The 16,000-nt window shown below is 65.1% G+C and carries 10 protein-coding genes and 1 pseudogene; 6 read left to right on the top strand and 5 right to left on the bottom strand.

The features are described 5' to 3' along the window. Positions 1 to 76 precede the first annotated feature (76 nt). From ACV22Z_RS21935 to ACV22Z_RS21910, 6 genes and pseudogenes are all read left to right on the top strand, one after another. Entirely contained in the window at positions 77 to 2,098 is a 2,022-nt protein-coding gene (locus ACV22Z_RS21935) for a thioredoxin domain-containing protein (RefSeq protein WP_448078375.1), read from the top strand. 55 nt (positions 2,099 to 2,153) lie between these two features. Further along, positions 2,154 to 3,338 carry an FIST signal transduction protein gene (locus tag ACV22Z_RS21930; protein ID WP_448078374.1) on the top strand — a complete coding sequence of 395 codons (1,185 nt, stop codon included), beginning with the start codon at positions 2,154 to 2,156 and terminating at the stop codon, positions 3,336 to 3,338. A gap of 90 nt (positions 3,339 to 3,428) precedes the next feature. Continuing rightward, a pseudogene (locus tag ACV22Z_RS21925) lies at positions 3,429 to 3,725 on the top strand (MBL fold metallo-hydrolase); the annotation flags it as partial. A gap of 249 nt (positions 3,726 to 3,974) precedes the next feature. Then, complete coding sequence (locus tag ACV22Z_RS21920; protein ID WP_448078373.1) at positions 3,975 to 4,664, top strand: ABC transporter ATP-binding protein; 690 nt, start codon at positions 3,975 to 3,977, stop codon at positions 4,662 to 4,664. 3 nt (positions 4,665 to 4,667) lie between these two features. Then, positions 4,668 to 7,247, top strand: coding sequence for an FtsX-like permease family protein (locus tag ACV22Z_RS21915; RefSeq protein WP_448078372.1), 2,580 nt, complete (start codon positions 4,668 to 4,670; stop codon positions 7,245 to 7,247). A 4-nt stretch (positions 7,248 to 7,251) separates the two neighbouring features. Beyond that, the gene (locus ACV22Z_RS21910) at positions 7,252 to 8,409 is read left to right on the top strand and encodes a lipocalin-like domain-containing protein (protein WP_448078371.1); all 1,158 of its coding nucleotides are present in this window, start codon (positions 7,252 to 7,254) and stop codon (positions 8,407 to 8,409) included. Positions 8,410 to 8,662: 253 nt separating this feature from the next. On the opposite strand, the gene ACV22Z_RS21905 is transcribed toward ACV22Z_RS21910, so the two are convergent. The 5 genes from ACV22Z_RS21905 to ACV22Z_RS21885 form a co-directional block, all read right to left on the bottom strand. After that, positions 8,663 to 11,185 carry an EAL domain-containing protein gene (locus tag ACV22Z_RS21905; protein ID WP_448078494.1) on the bottom strand — a complete coding sequence of 841 codons (2,523 nt, stop codon included), beginning with the start codon at positions 11,183 to 11,185 and terminating at the stop codon, positions 8,663 to 8,665. An 823-nt stretch (positions 11,186 to 12,008) separates the two neighbouring features. Then, on the bottom strand, positions 12,009 to 13,112 hold the full coding sequence (locus tag ACV22Z_RS21900; RefSeq protein WP_448078370.1) for a YncE family protein: 1,104 nt from the start codon (positions 13,110 to 13,112) through the stop codon (positions 12,009 to 12,011). A 97-nt stretch (positions 13,113 to 13,209) separates the two neighbouring features. After that, entirely contained in the window at positions 13,210 to 13,740 is a 531-nt protein-coding gene (locus tag ACV22Z_RS21895; protein ID WP_448078369.1) for a hypothetical protein, read from the bottom strand. 367 nt (positions 13,741 to 14,107) lie between these two features. Next, the gene (locus tag ACV22Z_RS21890) at positions 14,108 to 15,208 is read right to left on the bottom strand and encodes a PstS family phosphate ABC transporter substrate-binding protein (protein ID WP_448078368.1); all 1,101 of its coding nucleotides are present in this window, start codon (positions 15,206 to 15,208) and stop codon (positions 14,108 to 14,110) included. A gap of 321 nt (positions 15,209 to 15,529) precedes the next feature. Then, the gene (locus tag ACV22Z_RS21885) at positions 15,530 to 15,994 is read right to left on the bottom strand and encodes a hypothetical protein (RefSeq protein WP_448078367.1); all 465 of its coding nucleotides are present in this window, start codon (positions 15,992 to 15,994) and stop codon (positions 15,530 to 15,532) included. Positions 15,995 to 16,000: the final 6 nt, after the last annotated feature.

The raw sequence follows: 16,000 nt of genomic DNA, 5'->3' as shown, positions 1-16,000 counted from the left end.
CACGCCCTTGCAGGGCGCGCGAGTCTGCGCGATATTGGTCGTGATGGCTGGCGCATGCGCCTGCCTGGAGACCGCGATGACAAACCGGCTCGCTGCAGAAACCTCGCCTTACCTCCGCCAACATGCGGATAATCCGGTGGACTGGTATCCGTGGAGCGAAGAGGCATTTCGCCGCGCCCGCGACGAAGACAAGCCGATCCTGCTCTCCGTGGGCTACGCCGCGTGCCACTGGTGCCACGTCATGGCGCACGAGTCGTTCGAGAACCCGCGTATTGCCAGCCTGATGAACGAGCACTATGTCAACATCAAGGTCGATCGGCAGGAGCGTCCCGATATCGACGACATCTACCAGAAATTCAACCAGATGACGGGACAAGGGGGCGGCTGGCCGCTCACCGTGTTTCTCACGCCGCAGGGTGACCCGTTCTTCGGTGGCACCTATTTCCCGCCGAACGACCGCGTTGGCCGCCCGGGGCTCGCACGCGTGTTGATAAGTCTGAGTGAAGCCTGGCAGCATCGGCGAGAGGGGCTGCGCGACATTGTTGCGCAGATTCAGGAGGGCTTCCGACAGCTCGATCAAGCAAACCTGGGCGGGCAAGCCGCCGAATTCGAGGAGCTGCCGGCACAGACGGCCCGCGCCCTGGCAACGGACACTGACCCGGTCCATGGCGGGCTGGGCGGCGCGCCCAAATTTCCGAACCCGAGCTGTTATGACCTCATCCTGCGCGTCTATGAACGAAGTGGCGAGCCTGCGCTCCTTGACGCACTGGAACGCACGCTCGATTACATGGCGGCCGGTGGAATCTACGACCAGCTTGGGGGAGGGTTCGCCCGCTATAGCGTCGACCCGCACTGGACCGTGCCGCACTTCGAGAAAATGCTCTATGACAATGGCCAGCTTGTGAAGCTGTACTCGGATGCCTACCGCCTGACCGGCAAGCTGGCGTGGCGCCACATCGTCGAGGAGACCGTCGCGTATGTTCTGCGTGACATGACGCACCCCGATGGCGGCTTTTATGCCGGCGAAGATGCGGACAGCGAAGGCGAGGAAGGCAAGTTCTATGTCTGGACGCCCGCCGAGATCAAGGCAGTCCTTGGCGAATCCGAAGGTACACTGGCGTGCCGGGCCTACGGTGTGACAGAACACGGCAACTTCGATCACGGCGCCACGGTGCTCCACCGCGCGGTCGAGGAGGACGCGCTGGAAGCGCAGTTGGCGGGCTGGCGCGAACGGATGCTGGCGGCGCGCGCCCAACGTGTGCGTCCGGCGCGGGACGACAACATTCTCACCGGCTGGAACGGCCTGATGATCGAGGGGCTCTGTGCCGCCTTCCAGGCGACGGGCCGGTCCGAGTATCTCGGCGCGGCAAAGCGTGCCGCGATTTTCATCGAGAACAGGCTGACACTGTCCGACGGCGGCGTGTTCCGGGTCTGGAAAGACGGCATGGCCAAGGTGCCGGGGTTTCTCGAAGACTACGCCTTCCTCTGCAACGCGCTGCTCGACCTCTACGAATCATGCTTCGACAAGCGCTTCCTCGATCGTGCGATCGAACTTGCGACGCTCATCCTCGACAAGTTCTGGGACGACGGGCTGTATTTCACACCGCGCGACGGCGAGCGACTGGTGCACAGGCCCCGCGCACCATACGACGGCGCGTGGCCGTCGGGCATCTCGTCGAGCGTGTTTGCCTTCCTGCGTCTGCATGAAGTCACCGGCCTCGACTTCTACCGTGACCGCGCCGACCACGAATTCCGGAGATACGCGGCCGCGGCCGGCAGAGCGCCAGCCGGCTTCGCTCATCTGCTGGCCGCCAGAGACTTCGCGCAACGCGGCCCGCTCGAGATCATCTTTGCAGGCGACAAATCGGCCGCTGACGCACTCGTCACCCGCGTTCACCGCGCATACCTCCCCGCGCGCGTGCTGGCCTTTGCCGAAGACGTGCCGATCGGGCGGGAGTGCCACCCGGTCAAGGACAGGCCTGCGGCATATGTTTGCCGAGATCGCACGTGCGCTGCGCCGGTAACCGACGGCAACGCGCTCCTTGAACTTTGTGCATCCGGCAGGGCATCGAGCGCGGGTATTGAACCGGCGGGCTGAACATGTCGTGCCAGCCGAGAGTCCAATGGATTGTTGTCTTCGACAGGGTTCTGCCATGTCTCACGCTTCATTTGTCCACGCTCACGCTGCCCACTCCGATTGGCGGGTGGCCCTGGCCGAGTGCCAGAGGCAGATTCAAGCCAAAATTGCGGCGCGTGCGGCCATCCAGGATGAAACCGAGCTGTTCACCCTCGGTTGGTGCTACCTGAGCGACTATTACGCACCCGAGTCCGAGGCAATCCTCGATGAACTGCACCGCGCTCTGCCGGGCGTCGCGTGGGTCGGCACGGTCGGTGTCGGTGTGGCCGCGAGCGGCATCGAATACATCGACGAACCGGCCCTGGTTTTGATGGTCGCGCCGCTGCCACGGGACTCGTTCCGGCTATTCTCCGGCCTGCAGCCGCTGCCTGCGATATCCTCCGGGTTCGTGCCCCATACGGCGCTGGTTCACGCCGAGGGCAGCACGCCGGACGTGCAGGAGTTGCTGCACGAGCTGAGCGCACGCACGACCACCGGTTATCTCTTCGGCGGCCTGTCCTCGGCGCGAAACCGTCCGCTGCACATCGCGGACGGCGTGTTGACCGGGGGGCTGTCAGGCGTGCTCTTCGGCCCCGAGGTCAGTCTGATCTCACGCGTGACGCAGGGCTGCCAGCCCATCGGGCCGGTGCGCACCATTACCCAGGCCGATCGCAATCTGGTGGTCACGCTGGATGACAAGCCCGCACTCGATTGCGTGCTCGAAGATCTCGGGCTCGACCGGGATCTGCCACCCGATGCGTTGTCGGAGGGGCTGTCAGGCACCCTGGCGGGCTTGAGCATCGGCGCCGAGGACGTGCCGAAGGGACCCGGAAAGTTCGGCGCGGATACACTCGTGCGGCACCTGGTAGGCGTGGATCCTCAGCACCGGATCCTGGCGGTTGCGGATCTGGTCGAGCCCGGCATGCATCTGGCCTTTTGCACGCGCAACCCCGAAGCCGCGCGGGCCGATCTGGTGCGCATTGCAACGGAAATCCGCAGGGAGCTGGAGGGCGGCACGGCGGGACACGTGTCGGGCGCCCTGTATGTCAGTTGCTCGGGACGGGGCGGCCCGCACTTCGGAGCGCGGCATGCGGAGTTGCAGACGGTGCGGGATGCGCTGGGCGACGTACCTCTGGTGGGATTCTTCGCCGGCGGCGAGATCGCAAGGAATCACCTTTACGGCTATACCGGGGTACTGACGGTCTTTACGAGCGGGAATTGAGGCCCCCGGACATGGGTATACAGTGGGAATTCCGCAAAGACCGCTGCCGCACACGTGTAAATCGAGGCGATGCCTGCGCCTCCATCTTGCCAGCGCATTGGCTACGTAACGGACTTGCGCTACACGGAATCGAATGTAGAGACACTGTGTCAGTTGATGCACGATGTGGACCTGCTTTTTATCGAGAGTGTCTTTCTTGACGAGGACAAGGCGCACGGTCTGCGCAAGAACCACCTGACTGCCCGCCAGGCCGGACTGATTGCGCGCCGGATCGGCGCCCGGGCGGTCGTGCCGTTCCACTTTTCGCCGCGTTACGAAGGACGCTCGGCAGCACTGATTGCCGAAGTGCAGGGGGCATGGTCCGGGATGTCGGCGCTGGATGGGTAAAGGCCTGGTGAGACGAGGGAAGCTTCACGAACTGTCGCGCGCTCATCGTGCATTCGGGGCCGACGATTTCCTTTCCGGGGAGCCCAGTCGCGCCAACGACCAGTATGCGCAACCATCCCTCTATACTCACAGGTGGACGTACGTCCATTCTGGCGCGCGGATGCCATGCGGTTCGACCGCGCGTTGTGCAGCGCGCAAACGCCGAACCGGCCCAGTGCGCCTCGCGCGCGGGCGCCGACCTGGGACACCATGCTGACGCTATCGAACGTTTCGAAAAGCTATCCGGGCACCCAGCCGCGCAATGTGCTGAGCGGCGTCAACCTCGAATTGAGCGCGTGCGAGTGTGTGGCGATCATGGGTGAATCCGGCGTGGGCAAGTCGACCCTGCTGAATCTGGCAGCCGGGCTCGACCGCCCCGATACCGGGCAGATCGTTTTCGACGGACAGGATCTCGCGTCGCTCGACGACGATGCCACCACGCTGCTGCGCCGGCAGAAGATGGGCTTCGTGTTCCAGGCGTTTCACGTGCTGCCGAATCTGAGCGCGGCGCAGAACATCGCGCTGCCGTTACTGCTGAACGGCGTGCGCGCAACGGATGCGTCGGCGCAGGTGGCGGCCGTGCTTGCATCGGTCGGACTCGAAGGACGCGCCGATACGATGCCGCGCGAGCTCTCCGGCGGCGAATTGCAGCGCGTGGCGATTGCGCGTGCGCTGGTACACCGGCCACGCCTCGTGCTTGCGGACGAACCAACCGGCAACCTGGATCACGACACCGCGATGCGGATCCTGCGCCTGCTGCGCGAGTTGACGCAACAGTGCCGCGCTGCCGCATTGCTCGTCACGCACTCGGCGGTGGCGGCCGCGACGGCCGACCGTATCCTGCGACTGACGCCGCGCGGGCTCGAGCCGCATGGTCTCGGGCACCATGGAAGCGCATGAGCGATGCGTGCCCCGCAAGCCGTGCCAGCCATTCGTTCACGCAGACGATTCGCCGGACCCGGTGCATACGGGACCGTGCTCGTCTTCGGCGAGACGCGCCGCCACCCGTTGCGGGCATTGGTGGCGATGCTTGCGATCGCAGTCGGCGTCGCGATGGGCTACGCGGTCGATCTAATCAACCGCGCGGCGCTCACCGAACTGTCATCGACGGTCAATTCGCTGATGGGCAATGCCGACGTCGAGATTCGCGGCCCGCGCGCAGGCTTCGACGAAGCGCTGTACCCAGCCATCGCGCGCCTGCCGGACATCGCGATGGCAAGCCCTGTCGTCGAGGTCGATGCGCCGGTGGCGGGCCGCAGGACACCGTTGAAGCTGCTCGGAATCGATGTCTTTCGTGCTGGCTTCGTGACGCCGAATCTGGTCGGACGAAGCGGGGACGCAGGTGCCGGCAGGCTCGACCTGCTGGACCCGGATGCGGTGTTCCTGTCGCCGGCGGCAATGGCATGGACCGGCCTGCGGCCGGGCGAACGCCTTGTGGTGCAGGTCGGGCTTCAATCCGTCGTGTTGCGCATAGCCGGCGCGCTGCCTGCAACGGGCGAGGCCGTGCGCGTCGGCGTGATGGATATCGGCGCGGCGCAGTGGCATTTGCAGCGGCTCGGCACGTTGCAGAGGATCGACATCAAGCTCAGGCAGGGTGTCGACGTCGACGCGTTCAAACGCTCGGTCGTCCAGCTTCTGCCGGCCGGCGTCGCTGCGGTAACGCCGCTCGACAATGCGCGCCGCACGTCACAGCTGTCACGCGCATATCGCGCGAACCTGAACGTGCTGGCATTGGTCGCGCTGTTCACGGGTGCGTTTCTCGTCTTCACGATGCAGGCGCTCGCCGTGCTGCGGCAGCGCACGCAGTTCGCGTTGCTGCGCGCGCTCGGCGTGACACGCCGTGGCGTGCTCGGTCTCGTCGTCGCCGAGGGCGCCGTACAGGGCGCGCTCGGCGCGCTGCTGGGTATCGCGCTCGGCTTCGCACTTGCCGCAGCCGTGCTGCGTTTTGCCGGCGGCGATCTCGGCGGCGGCTATTTCGAAGGCGTGCAGCCGGCGGTGCACTTCACCCCGGGGGCCGCGTCGATGTTCTTCGCGCTCGGCCTGTGCGCGGCGCTGCTCGGCAGTGCCGCGCCGGCAATCGAAGCCGCGCGCGCGCAGCCCGCGCAGGCGCTGAGAGCAGGCGATGAAGAAAAGCCGCTCAAACGCCTGCACGCATCGTGGGCCTGGACGAGCGCACTATGCGCAGTCGGCGCGGGTCTCGCGCTGACGCAGCTGCCGCCTGTCGGCGGATTGCCGGTGTTCGGCTACATGGCGATCGCGTTGCTGCTGCTCGGCGGCATTCTTGCAATGCCCTTTGCCGCCCGTGCCGTGTTCGACGCGCTGCTACCTTCACAACGTGCACTGCCGCAGTTGGCCCTCGCCCAGCTAGCTCACGCGCCCGGTCGCGCGGCGATCGGGCTGGCCGGCATCGTCGTGAGCTTCAGTCTGATGGCGGCAATGACGATCATGGTGTCGAGCTTTCGCATTGCGGTGGACGACTGGCTGCAAGTGCTGCTGCCCGCGCCGCTTTACCTGCGCGCATCGCCAGGCGGCGACAGCGCGTACCTGTCCGCAAACGATCAGGCTGCGATCGTGGCGACACCCGGCATCGAGCGCGCCGAATTTCTGCGCGCGACGCAGATTTCGCCCGACCCGCGCCTGCCGCCAGTCAGCCTGATTGCACGGCCGATCGACCCCCGCAATCCCGGCGCACGCTTGCCGCTCGTAAGCGGGCCTGTCATGCCGCGCGATGGTGAACCTCCGCCGGTGTGGGTCAGCGAGGCGATGACCGATCTGTACGGCCTGCATCCTGGGCAGACCGTGGCATTGCCGGTCGCCGGCCAACGCGTCACGTTCACGGTGGCCGGCATATGGCGCGACTACGCACGCCAGTTTGGCGCGGTGGTGATCGACGAGCGCGACTATCGGCGGCTCACGCATGATATGCGTGTCACCGATGCGGCGTTGTGGCTCGCGTCAGGCGTCACGCCATCACAGGCGATGACGCGTCTGCGCGCGCGCATCGCCGGCGGACAGCAGCTCGCGTTCGCCGAGCCCGGCGAGATTCGCGCGGTAACCCTCAAGATCTTCGATCGGAGCTTCGCTGTCACCTATCTGCTGGAAGCGGTCGCGGTGTTGATCGGCCTGTCCGGCATCGGCGCGAGCTTCAGCGCGCAGGCGCTGGCGCGCGCCAGAGAGTTCGGCATGCTGAGACACATCGGCGTCACGCGCCGTCAGATCGCCGCGATGCTTGCGCTCGAAGGCGCGCTCCTCGCCCTGCTTGGCGTGCTGTCCGGTTTGCTGCTGGGATCGGTGATCGCGGCGGTGCTCGTGTATGTGGTCAATCCGCAGTCGTTTCACTGGACCATGAGCCTGCATATGCCATGGGGACTGCTGGTTGCACTTGCGTCGGCAGTCATCTGCGCCGCCGCGCTCACCGCACTATGGAGCGCTCGCGCGGCCATGCTGGTGGACGCGGTGCGTGCCGTGCGCGACGACTGGTGATGCAATGAACCGGCGCACGTTTCTGCTCGTTCCTGCGGCGCTGGCGCTTGGCTCCCGCGCGTCGGCCGGCACACCGGACTATCCTCAAGTGGTGAACGGACACGCGCTCGAGTTTCCACGCGACTACGGCGCGCATTCGCGCTATCGGACCGAATGGTGGTATGCGACCGGCTGGCTGCAAACCGATACGAGTCCCGCACTGGGTTTTCAGGTGACGTTCTTTCGTTCGCGGCCCGCCCTGGACGATGCGAACCCAAGCCGGTTCGCTCCGTCGCAGTTGCTGTTTGCGAATGTCGCACTAAGCGATACTCAGGTGGGCAGATTGCAGCACGCCCAGCGCGCCGCGCGCAGCGGTTTCGGCCTCGCCGAAGCGAGCGAAGCGGATACCGACGTGCACGTCGGAGATTGGTCGTTTCGGCGTGACGCCAACGGACATTACGGTGCCCGTGTCGCCGCGCCCGATTTCACGTTCGCGCTCACGATGCGCCCGGCGCATCCGGTGCTGCTCAACGGCATATCGGGCTACAGCCGTAAAGGCCCGCTCGCGAACGAGGCGAGCTACTACTATAGTGAGCCGTGGCTGCACGTGAGCGGCACCTTGTTTCGCCGGGACAAGGCCAACGGCCGGGCGGAGCCCGTGCGCGGTCACGCATGGCTCGACCACGAATGGTCGTCGGCGCTGCTGGATGACAACGCTGTCGGCTGGGACTGGATCGGCATCGATCTCGATGACGGCGGCGCGGTGATGGCGTTCGTGATTCGCGACAAGGCGGGCCGCAAGTTCTGGGCGGGCGGCACGCTGCGGGACGCGAATGGTAATACCCGCGCGTTATCGCCGGAGAACGTCCGCTTCACGCCGCTGCGCTGGTGGCGCTCGCCGCATACGGAAACACGCTATCCGGTTGCAATGCGCGTCGATGCGGGTGAGGTGCGGCTGCTGCTCACGCCGTTGATGGACGATCAGGAGCTCGACAGTCGTGCGAGTACGGGAGCGGTGTACTGGGAGGGAGCGGTGACTGCATTCGAAGCGCCGAATCGGGTGCATGCCCGGGGGGCGGCAAGCGCGATTGAAGGAACAAGCGGAACTGACGCGCGCGCCGGAAAGAAGCTTGGGCGGGGGTACCTTGAATTGACCGGGTATTTCCGCCGGCTGGATCTGTAGCTCAGAAATGCTTTGCGGTGCAGAGCGGCGTATCAGCGCAATCTTCTCGCAGCACATCATGCTGCTCAGAAACTGTCGGCGTCGCTGAGTGACCTTCTGATCTTCCGCAAGGGGGCGCATGACGATCTGGATCGGGAGTTGATTGCCAGCATCCACGCGTTGGCGAGTTGCTGAATGCGGCTCACCGATTGCCTTTCGTCGATGTGCCGAGGCCTGTCTACGGCAAATTCCTCATCGTCAGTGATGCACACGATCAATCCGGCTGTTGGATGAATGCGTCGCAATCGTCGAGCATGAGCTCGGTCAGCCGTTCCGCAGGCTGCGGTCTCGCCAGCAGATAGCCTTGCCCCTGGTGGCAACCCGCCTCCCGCAGAAACGCGAGTTGCTCCGTCGTCTCCACGCCTTCCATCACCACGTCGAGGCCGAGCGCGCGTCCCATGGCCACGATCGCGCGAATGATCGCGCGGTCCGGCGTGTGCGCGTCGTTGCCGCTGAGAAACGACCGGTCGATCTTCAACTTGTCGACCGGCAGGTCCTTCAGGTACGCGAGTGACGAGTAGCCTGTGCCAAAGTCGTCGATCGCGAGGCTCACGCGCCGTGCCGCCAGCTCCCGTAGTAGCGTTCCGATCTCTTCACGCGAATTCATTGCCATGCTTTCCAGGAGTTCGAGCTGCAGCCGCTCCGGCGGCAACGCGGTCTCGCTGAGGATCGCCGTCAAGTCGGACAGGAACCCGTCGATGAAGCACTGCCGCGCCGACAGGTTTACCGCGACGCGGCCAAACTCCAGGCCTGCATCGAGCCAGCGGCGCGCCTGCTGGCATGCCTCGCGCAGGACCCAGCGGCCGAGCGGCACGATCAGCGCGAACTGCTCGGCAAGGGAGATGAATTCGCCCGGCGAGATGAGTCCGCGGTGCGGGTGATCCCAGCGCAGCAGGGCTTCGACGCCGACAATGCGGCCGTCCGAAAGGTCATACTGTGGCTGGTAAAAGAGGCAGAATTCATTTTGATCGAGCGCGCGGTGAAGTTCGCCGAGCATCTCGAGCTGCGCCATCGCCGACGACGTCATCTTGCCCTCGAAGAACTGGAACACGTTGCGTCCACGGCTTTTCGCGCCATACATCGCCTGATCGGCGAGCATCATCAGTTGCACGGCCTGCGTAGCGTCGTCCGGATAAATGCTGATGCCGATGCTCGGCGTGGTAAAAATCTCGCGGCTGTCGAGGCTGATTGCCTGCCCCACCAGGTCGAGCAGCTTCTGCGCCAAGTGGCCGATGTCGCGGACATCGGTGAATTCCTCGAGCACGATTGCGAACTCGTCGCCGCCGAGCCGCGCGACGGTGTCGCTCGCGCGCAGGCCGGCCAGCAGCCGCTCGGCCACCGCTTTCAGAACTTCGTCGCCGGCGTTGTGGCCGAGCGTGTCGTTGACGAGCTTGAACCGATCCAGATCGAGATACATCACGGCGACTTTGCGTCCGCTTCGGCTCGCGTGGACAATTGCTCGCTCGAGCCGCTCCTCGAACAGCGCGCGGTTCGCGAGCCCGGTAAGCACGTCGTGCGTCGCGAGATAGCGCAGCCGCTCTTCGTTCTGGCGTCGCTGGGTGATGTCGGCGAAGATGCCTGCGTAGTGCGAGATGTTGCCTTCGTTATCGCGAATGCTCGTGATGGTCAGGTACTCGAGGTAGAGTTCGCCGTTCTTGCGGCGGTTCCAGATCTCGCCTCGCCAGTGTCCGTCTGTCGCGAGCGAGTGCCACAGGTCCTTGTAGAACGTTGGGTCCTGACGTCCCGAGTTGAGCAGGCTCGGGTTGCGCCCGAGGACTTCCTCCTCCGTATAGCCGGTGAGGCGCGTGAATGCCTGATTGACGCGTTCGATCCTCGCATTCCGGTCGGTCACCATGATTCCTTCGAGCGCCGATTCGAATACGCGATCCGCCATGCGCAGGCTGAAGCGCGCACGGCCGAGCGCTTCGTCGCGCTCGCGCAGCGCACTCTCCAGTTCATTGACGTACTCCTCTTCGATGTTCTGCAGGATGTCCGTAAAGCTCAGCAACCTGGTCAGGCGGCCTTCGCGGTCGCGCACGCCGACATGCCGGATATGCTGCTGCAGCATGAAGCGCTGCGCGGCATATAGGCTCTGGGTCGCCGCGAGCACCTGCAGGGGGCGGCTCGCATGATCGCCGACCAAGCCGCCGAGCGCTTCGTTTGCGATCAGGCGTACCACGTCTCGCTCGGTCAGGATGCCGTGCTCGCCGTCCGCATATGCAACGACGAGCGCATCGAGCTTCTGTGTCCGCATCCGCGCGATCGTATCGTGCAGCGAAAGATCAGCCGGCACAACAACGGGAGGGCGCAAGTTAACCGACTCCAACGGCCTCAAGCGCAGAAAAAACTCGGCGCCCTGGTTCACGACCACGTCGGTTTGGGTCAGCACGCCGATGCACGCGCAGTCCCTGACGATGCCGAAGTGGCGGATGCCCGACTGCTTGAAGCGGACCGCCGCTTCGCCGAGCGACGTGTCCGCATCCAGCGTGAGCAGCGGCGCGCTCATTGCGGTGCTGATCGGGCGTTCGAGTGAACGAGCGTCCTCGCCGACGGCCAACGCGTCCTGTTCAGTCCAGATACCGACGGCCTTGCCGCCGTCCATCACGACGATCGAACTGCAGCGCTCGGCGAAGATGCGCCGTGCAACTTCGCGCACGGGCATGGTGGGCGTGCACGTCAGCATCGGGCGCGCGATCAGACGGGAAATGGGAATAGCGTAATTGCTCGTCGTATACATATACTCGGACCCAAGGCGGTGAACCGTTGCAGCGTGCGTCTGTCCGATGCACCGGCGAAACGCCGCACGCGGATGGCTGGCGCATGTGCCGCCGTTCCCGCATTCGTCCGCGGCACGCATATGCGGGAGCGGTTGCGCCGCGCGCGCACGATTCGGATCGGCAGGGTGCCGATCGGGGCAAGCGCGGGGGAATGCGTTGCGTCACGACCATCGAGGCATTTCGGCGGCGCCGCCGGTCTGGCTGATGCGCGTGTAGCGATTTCGCCTGGCTGGCGACGACGGACAATACGCCGTAACTCGTTCTCCGTTAACGGCAGGCGAAGCTGGAAATTGAGCGTCAAAACGTCGCATGGCGCGACGGGGGGCTCGATGCCGTATCGGTGCGGGCCGGCATGCAAGGGGGCGCCGTCTAGCCACGGAAGGAGGTGCGAGCGCGAGCCCGCTCAGCGCGGGTGCGAAGCGCGTGCGATTTGTGGCCCGAGTCCAGGGGAGGCCGCACTGACATCCATCGATTGTCAATTTCGTCGCAATCGTCGCGCACATGTGAGCCACGTTGCATGCTGCGTCCGGTGTCAGGGCGGATTTACCCCGGTGGATCTTCCGGCAAGGGTCGGTTTTCCTCGTGCAGTAACAGAAATTAAACTGTCACTACAGCATCATTCAGCTACAAAATTGCCTAGCAGGAAACCGCGCCCGACCTGGCGTATGTCGATCAGACAGAAAGGCGATCCGACAGGGAATCGCATCGCTTTTTTCTGTCTTCTCGCCAATTTGTAGGGGTCGAGAGTCTCCAACCCGACGCAACATGACACGCAGCGAGCATCTACTTCCCGGCAACCGTCTTCACGCTCCCATTCGGTAACACATCGAAGCGCAGCATTTTTCCGCCGCCGCCTGAATCGCCAGGCGAGACCGCAACATAGAGGCACCTGCGCGCAGGCACGAGAATCGCGGTTTTGGCACCCTTGGCCGTCGGCACGCGCGCGATCTCCTCATAGTGGTCCGCATCCTTCTGCTGGATCACGCCAAGGTAATCGTCGCCGGCCATGTAGATGCGGCGGTTGACTTCGTCGAAGATTACTTCGTTTGTGCGCTGCGGTGCATCAAAAGACGCCAGCGTGTTGCCGTTGGTGGCATCGAGCACCAGCAGCTTGAACGGCTTGCGTGTGCCGACGAACAGCCGTTGATGCACCTCGTCGAACGCGATCGGTGCATTCAGCTCGGCGCCCTGGACCGGCCAGCGGGCGATCACGTCGCGCGTCGCCTTGTCGACGACGGCCAGCGTGCTCTTGCCCGTCACGTTGACGAACAGGCGGTGGCCGTGCTGCTCGGCCGCCATCGCCTCGGTGAAGTCGGTGTCGAACGTCACGTCGCCGACGTGGCGTCCGGTGCGCGGATCGACCTCCGACACCACGGTCTGCTGCATCTTCGGTTCCGCGTTCTTGCCGCCGGTGACGATGTACATGTGGCGGCGCGACGGATCGTAGCGCATCGAGTCCGCGCCGACGGTGAGCGGGATCGAGCCAGTGATGCGATAGCTCGCGCCGTCGACGATGCGCGTCATGCCGGCGCCGCTGTCCGTGACGATCAGCCGGTTCAGGTCCGGCAGGTACAGGATCGCGTGCGGCTGGTCGAAGCCCTTGACCGTGCGCAGATGCTTGCCGCTGCCAAGGTCGAACACTTCGAGCGTGCCGCCGTCCTCGCCAGCGAGGAACAGCCGCCCGCCGGCGACGTCGGCGGCGAAATGGTCGAAATCGCCTTTGTAGTCGGGCAACGCCGTGCTGCCGATCAGCCGCAACGGCTCGCCCGCCGCGCCGGCGGCGTCGGCCGCGAGTGTCGCGGCATCGGCGGCCGGCAGCACCGTCGCGCACAGGGCCGCGACTGCGAACGTCGTCAGCCCCACGATCGCGGAAATTCGCAAACGCATGTTCAGCCTCCTGAACAGGGGGTGAATCGGTGAGGGAGGCATCCACTCCGTCACGCGGGAGGGATGCCTCGTATGCACACGGCGGACCGAGCGTGGCTTACTTCGCGGGCTCGAACAACGCGCCGTAGGTCGGGATCTGTTTCTGCAGCGCATCGCGCAGCGCCGTCGACGCCAGGAAGAAGGCCTTCTCGCCCTTCGCATTCGCGCCGTCGTTCTTGTACGCGAGCACGATCTCGCCGACGTTCTGGCCGTTCACGTCGCGCAGCGGCAGCATCATCACGAACTTCTTGACGGTATCGTTGGGGCGGTGCCAGCGCGGGTCGACGATCGTGATGCCTTTCTTCGAGATGTCGATGTCGTCCGGGTCGTCGGCATTGCCGATCCGGTCGAGGTAGGAGCCCGCGAACATCGTGTAGTTCTCGGTCATGCCCGGCGGGACACCGTGAAACGTCACGCTGAGGAGCTCGGGATGCTGGCTCATGATCTGCTCGGACAGCTTCTGCGCATAGATCTTCGCCGTCGGCGGCGTCCAGTTCCGCGGGTGCGGTGCGGGGTCGGCGGCATACAGCACGGATGCCGTCATCACGCCGAGCGTCGCGGCGATCAAGGTCTTGGTCAGGGTCTTCATGTGTCTCCTCTCTTGGCCCGGCGGGCGTTGTCGAAGCAGGTGAAATCGAGTGTAGGGGCGTCACCTTGAACGAGCGTTAACGCGATCTGAATGCAAATTCAGCTTGAGGGAGCGGGGGCTTCTGCGACGCAACGGGCGAACCCGATTCCGCATCCGAAACCGGTCTCGGGTCGGTTCCGGTCGCTGCGCAAGCAGCGTGAAGTGCCATGAACAGCGAAAGCACGCCCGCCGTGCAGAGCGCGATGCCGACCCAGTCATGGCGGCCATTCCTCGTGGACCACTTCATTGAAACCTCGCCGATGCTGCACGTAGGGAAGGAGGCCGGCGCGAACGACGCAGGCGGCCGATGCGCACCCGCGTCGAAGGATCAATCCGCGCTGTCGAGCTTCGCCAGTTCTTCCTTCACCACGGCCGGCGTCAGCGGGATATAGACACCTTCCTTGGCGACCACGTCCTGGCCCTGCCGGCTCAGCACCAGCTTCAGGAATTCCTTGATCTTCGACTGCAGCGGCTCGCCCGGCTTCTTGTTGACGAAGATGTACACATAGCGCGAGAGCGGATACTTGTGCGTGTATACGTTCTGCAGCGTCGGCGCGAGGTACGGCCCGCCCTGGTTGGCCGCCAGCGGCACGACTTTCACGTTGGGCGTGACGTTCGCGAGCAGCGCATACGTGAGGCCGCCCGGATGCGTGGCCATGTCTTCGGCGGCCACCGTAAACGCGTGCGTGAAGCCCTTGCCCTTCACGAACTGGATGTTGTCCTTGTATTCGCCACCCTCCAGCAGGTTGATCCTGAGGAAGTACTCGATGCCGTTGACCGGTTTCAGGCCGTACAGGTGAATCGGCCGGTCGGCCCATTCGCCGCCGAGGCCGAGGTCGCCCCATGTGTTGATGTCGGCGTGGCCGCGATTGCGCGTTTTCGAATAGATCGCGTCGAGCTGCGCCATCGTCAGGCCCTTGATCGGATTGTCCTTGTCGACCAGGATGACCGACGTCGCGGTCTTGCCGAGCGAGCCGACGCTGCCCGTGGCGACGCGGATCGCGAGTGGCTTGTAGCCGTACTTGTCGACGAACGCCTTTTCCTCGGCCGGCAGCAATTCGCGCCCGACCGGCGCCAGGTCCGCCGTATCGTTGGTCAGCGCGGGGCCGCCCGAGCCGGACGCCTTGGCCTCCATCGTGACGCTCAGGTGCGGGTAGGCCTTGCGATACATCTTGATCCAGCCGAGCGTGATCTCGTCCATCACGTCCGCGCCGACCAGCCGCAGTTCCTCCTCAGGCACCGACTGGACCTCGCCCGGGTGCCAGTTCGGTATCGACGGATCGACCTTCAGATGGTGCTCCACCGCCGCGTACTTCAGCGCGAATGCTGGCGGCGACGTCAGTGCGCCCAGCATCCCCAGCCCGATCATCGCCGCGGCCGATGCCGCCGCGGTCCTGCGCAACCCGCCGATCTTCTGCGTCTGTTTCATGAGTGTCTCCTGAATGAACCGAAGCCAAGGTGGATTCGTATGGTTGCCCTCTGCGGGGCGATGAAGGTGTTGCGGGTTGGCGTGCCCGGGCCGGCTTGGCTTGTCGCCGGGGTTGCCGTCGCGCCGTGTGCGCGACGATCTTTCCGCCTTGTCACCATGGTGGGCCACGAAGTTAAACGTGACCTGAAGGATTTCTGAATGAAATTTCAGGCGGCCGGCTAGGTGCGGCCGGCTAGGTGCGGCCGGCCAGGTGCGGCCGGCCAGGTGCGGCCGGCCAGGCGCGACCCTTCGGGCGCAACCGGCCAGGGCGTCCTGGGAGTGTCATCGCGCCGGCTGGAACAGCGCCGCGAGCGACGGCGTGCGTCCCGCCAGCTCGTCGCGCACCTGCTGGGCGCGGCGCACGATCGCGTCGCGTTCGATGCCCGGCGCGTAGCGGAACGTCGAGCCGATGACGCCGATGGTCTTGCCTCCGGCGTCGCGCATCGGCAACTCGACCGACAGGTCGCCGGTCTTCGTCACCTCGACACGCGGCCGGCCGCTGTCGAGCACGGCGAGGTCGTCGGCATCGGCCGGCTTGCCGATGCGGCCGATGTTCGACGCGATGATGACGTTCTCGCCGCCGGCCGGCGGCGTGACGTGCAGCGCGAGGATCGTCAGCTCGGGATGCGCGGACAGTGTGGTATTGACGAGTTGCTGCGCGTACGGCGCGGCGGGCGTGTCGGCGTGCGCCGACCAGGCGAGCGCGAGCAACAACGCCGCCGTGGCGGCTCTGGGAAAGCGGTGCATGTGAAG

Source organism: Burkholderia sp. PU8-34 (genome assembly GCF_053427725.1).
This window is presented reverse-complemented; position numbering and strand designations above follow the sequence as displayed.

What these genes read in the sequence shown, in the direction of transcription:
- ACV22Z_RS21920 (WP_448078373.1), top strand. Translation starts at nt 3,975, where the DNA reads ATGCTGACGCTATCGAACGTTTCGAAAAGCTATCCGGGCACCCAGCCG.
- ACV22Z_RS21900 (WP_448078370.1), bottom strand. Translation starts at nt 13,112, where the DNA reads ATGCGTTTGCGAATTTCCGCGATCGTGGGGCTGACGACGTTCGCAGTC.
- ACV22Z_RS21930 (WP_448078374.1), top strand. Translation starts at nt 2,154, where the DNA reads ATGTCTCACGCTTCATTTGTCCACGCTCACGCTGCCCACTCCGATTGG.
- ACV22Z_RS21890 (WP_448078368.1), bottom strand. Translation starts at nt 15,208, where the DNA reads ATGAAACAGACGCAGAAGATCGGCGGGTTGCGCAGGACCGCGGCGGCA.
- ACV22Z_RS21910 (WP_448078371.1), top strand. Translation starts at nt 7,252, where the DNA reads ATGAACCGGCGCACGTTTCTGCTCGTTCCTGCGGCGCTGGCGCTTGGC.
- ACV22Z_RS21895 (WP_448078369.1), bottom strand. Translation starts at nt 13,740, where the DNA reads ATGAAGACCCTGACCAAGACCTTGATCGCCGCGACGCTCGGCGTGATG.
- ACV22Z_RS21885 (WP_448078367.1), bottom strand. Translation starts at nt 15,994, where the DNA reads ATGCACCGCTTTCCCAGAGCCGCCACGGCGGCGTTGTTGCTCGCGCTC.
- ACV22Z_RS21935 (WP_448078375.1), top strand. Translation starts at nt 77, where the DNA reads ATGACAAACCGGCTCGCTGCAGAAACCTCGCCTTACCTCCGCCAACAT.
- ACV22Z_RS21915 (WP_448078372.1), top strand. Translation starts at nt 4,668, where the DNA reads ATGCGTGCCCCGCAAGCCGTGCCAGCCATTCGTTCACGCAGACGATTC.
- ACV22Z_RS21905 (WP_448078494.1), bottom strand. Translation starts at nt 11,185, where the DNA reads ATGTATACGACGAGCAATTACGCTATTCCCATTTCCCGTCTGATCGCG.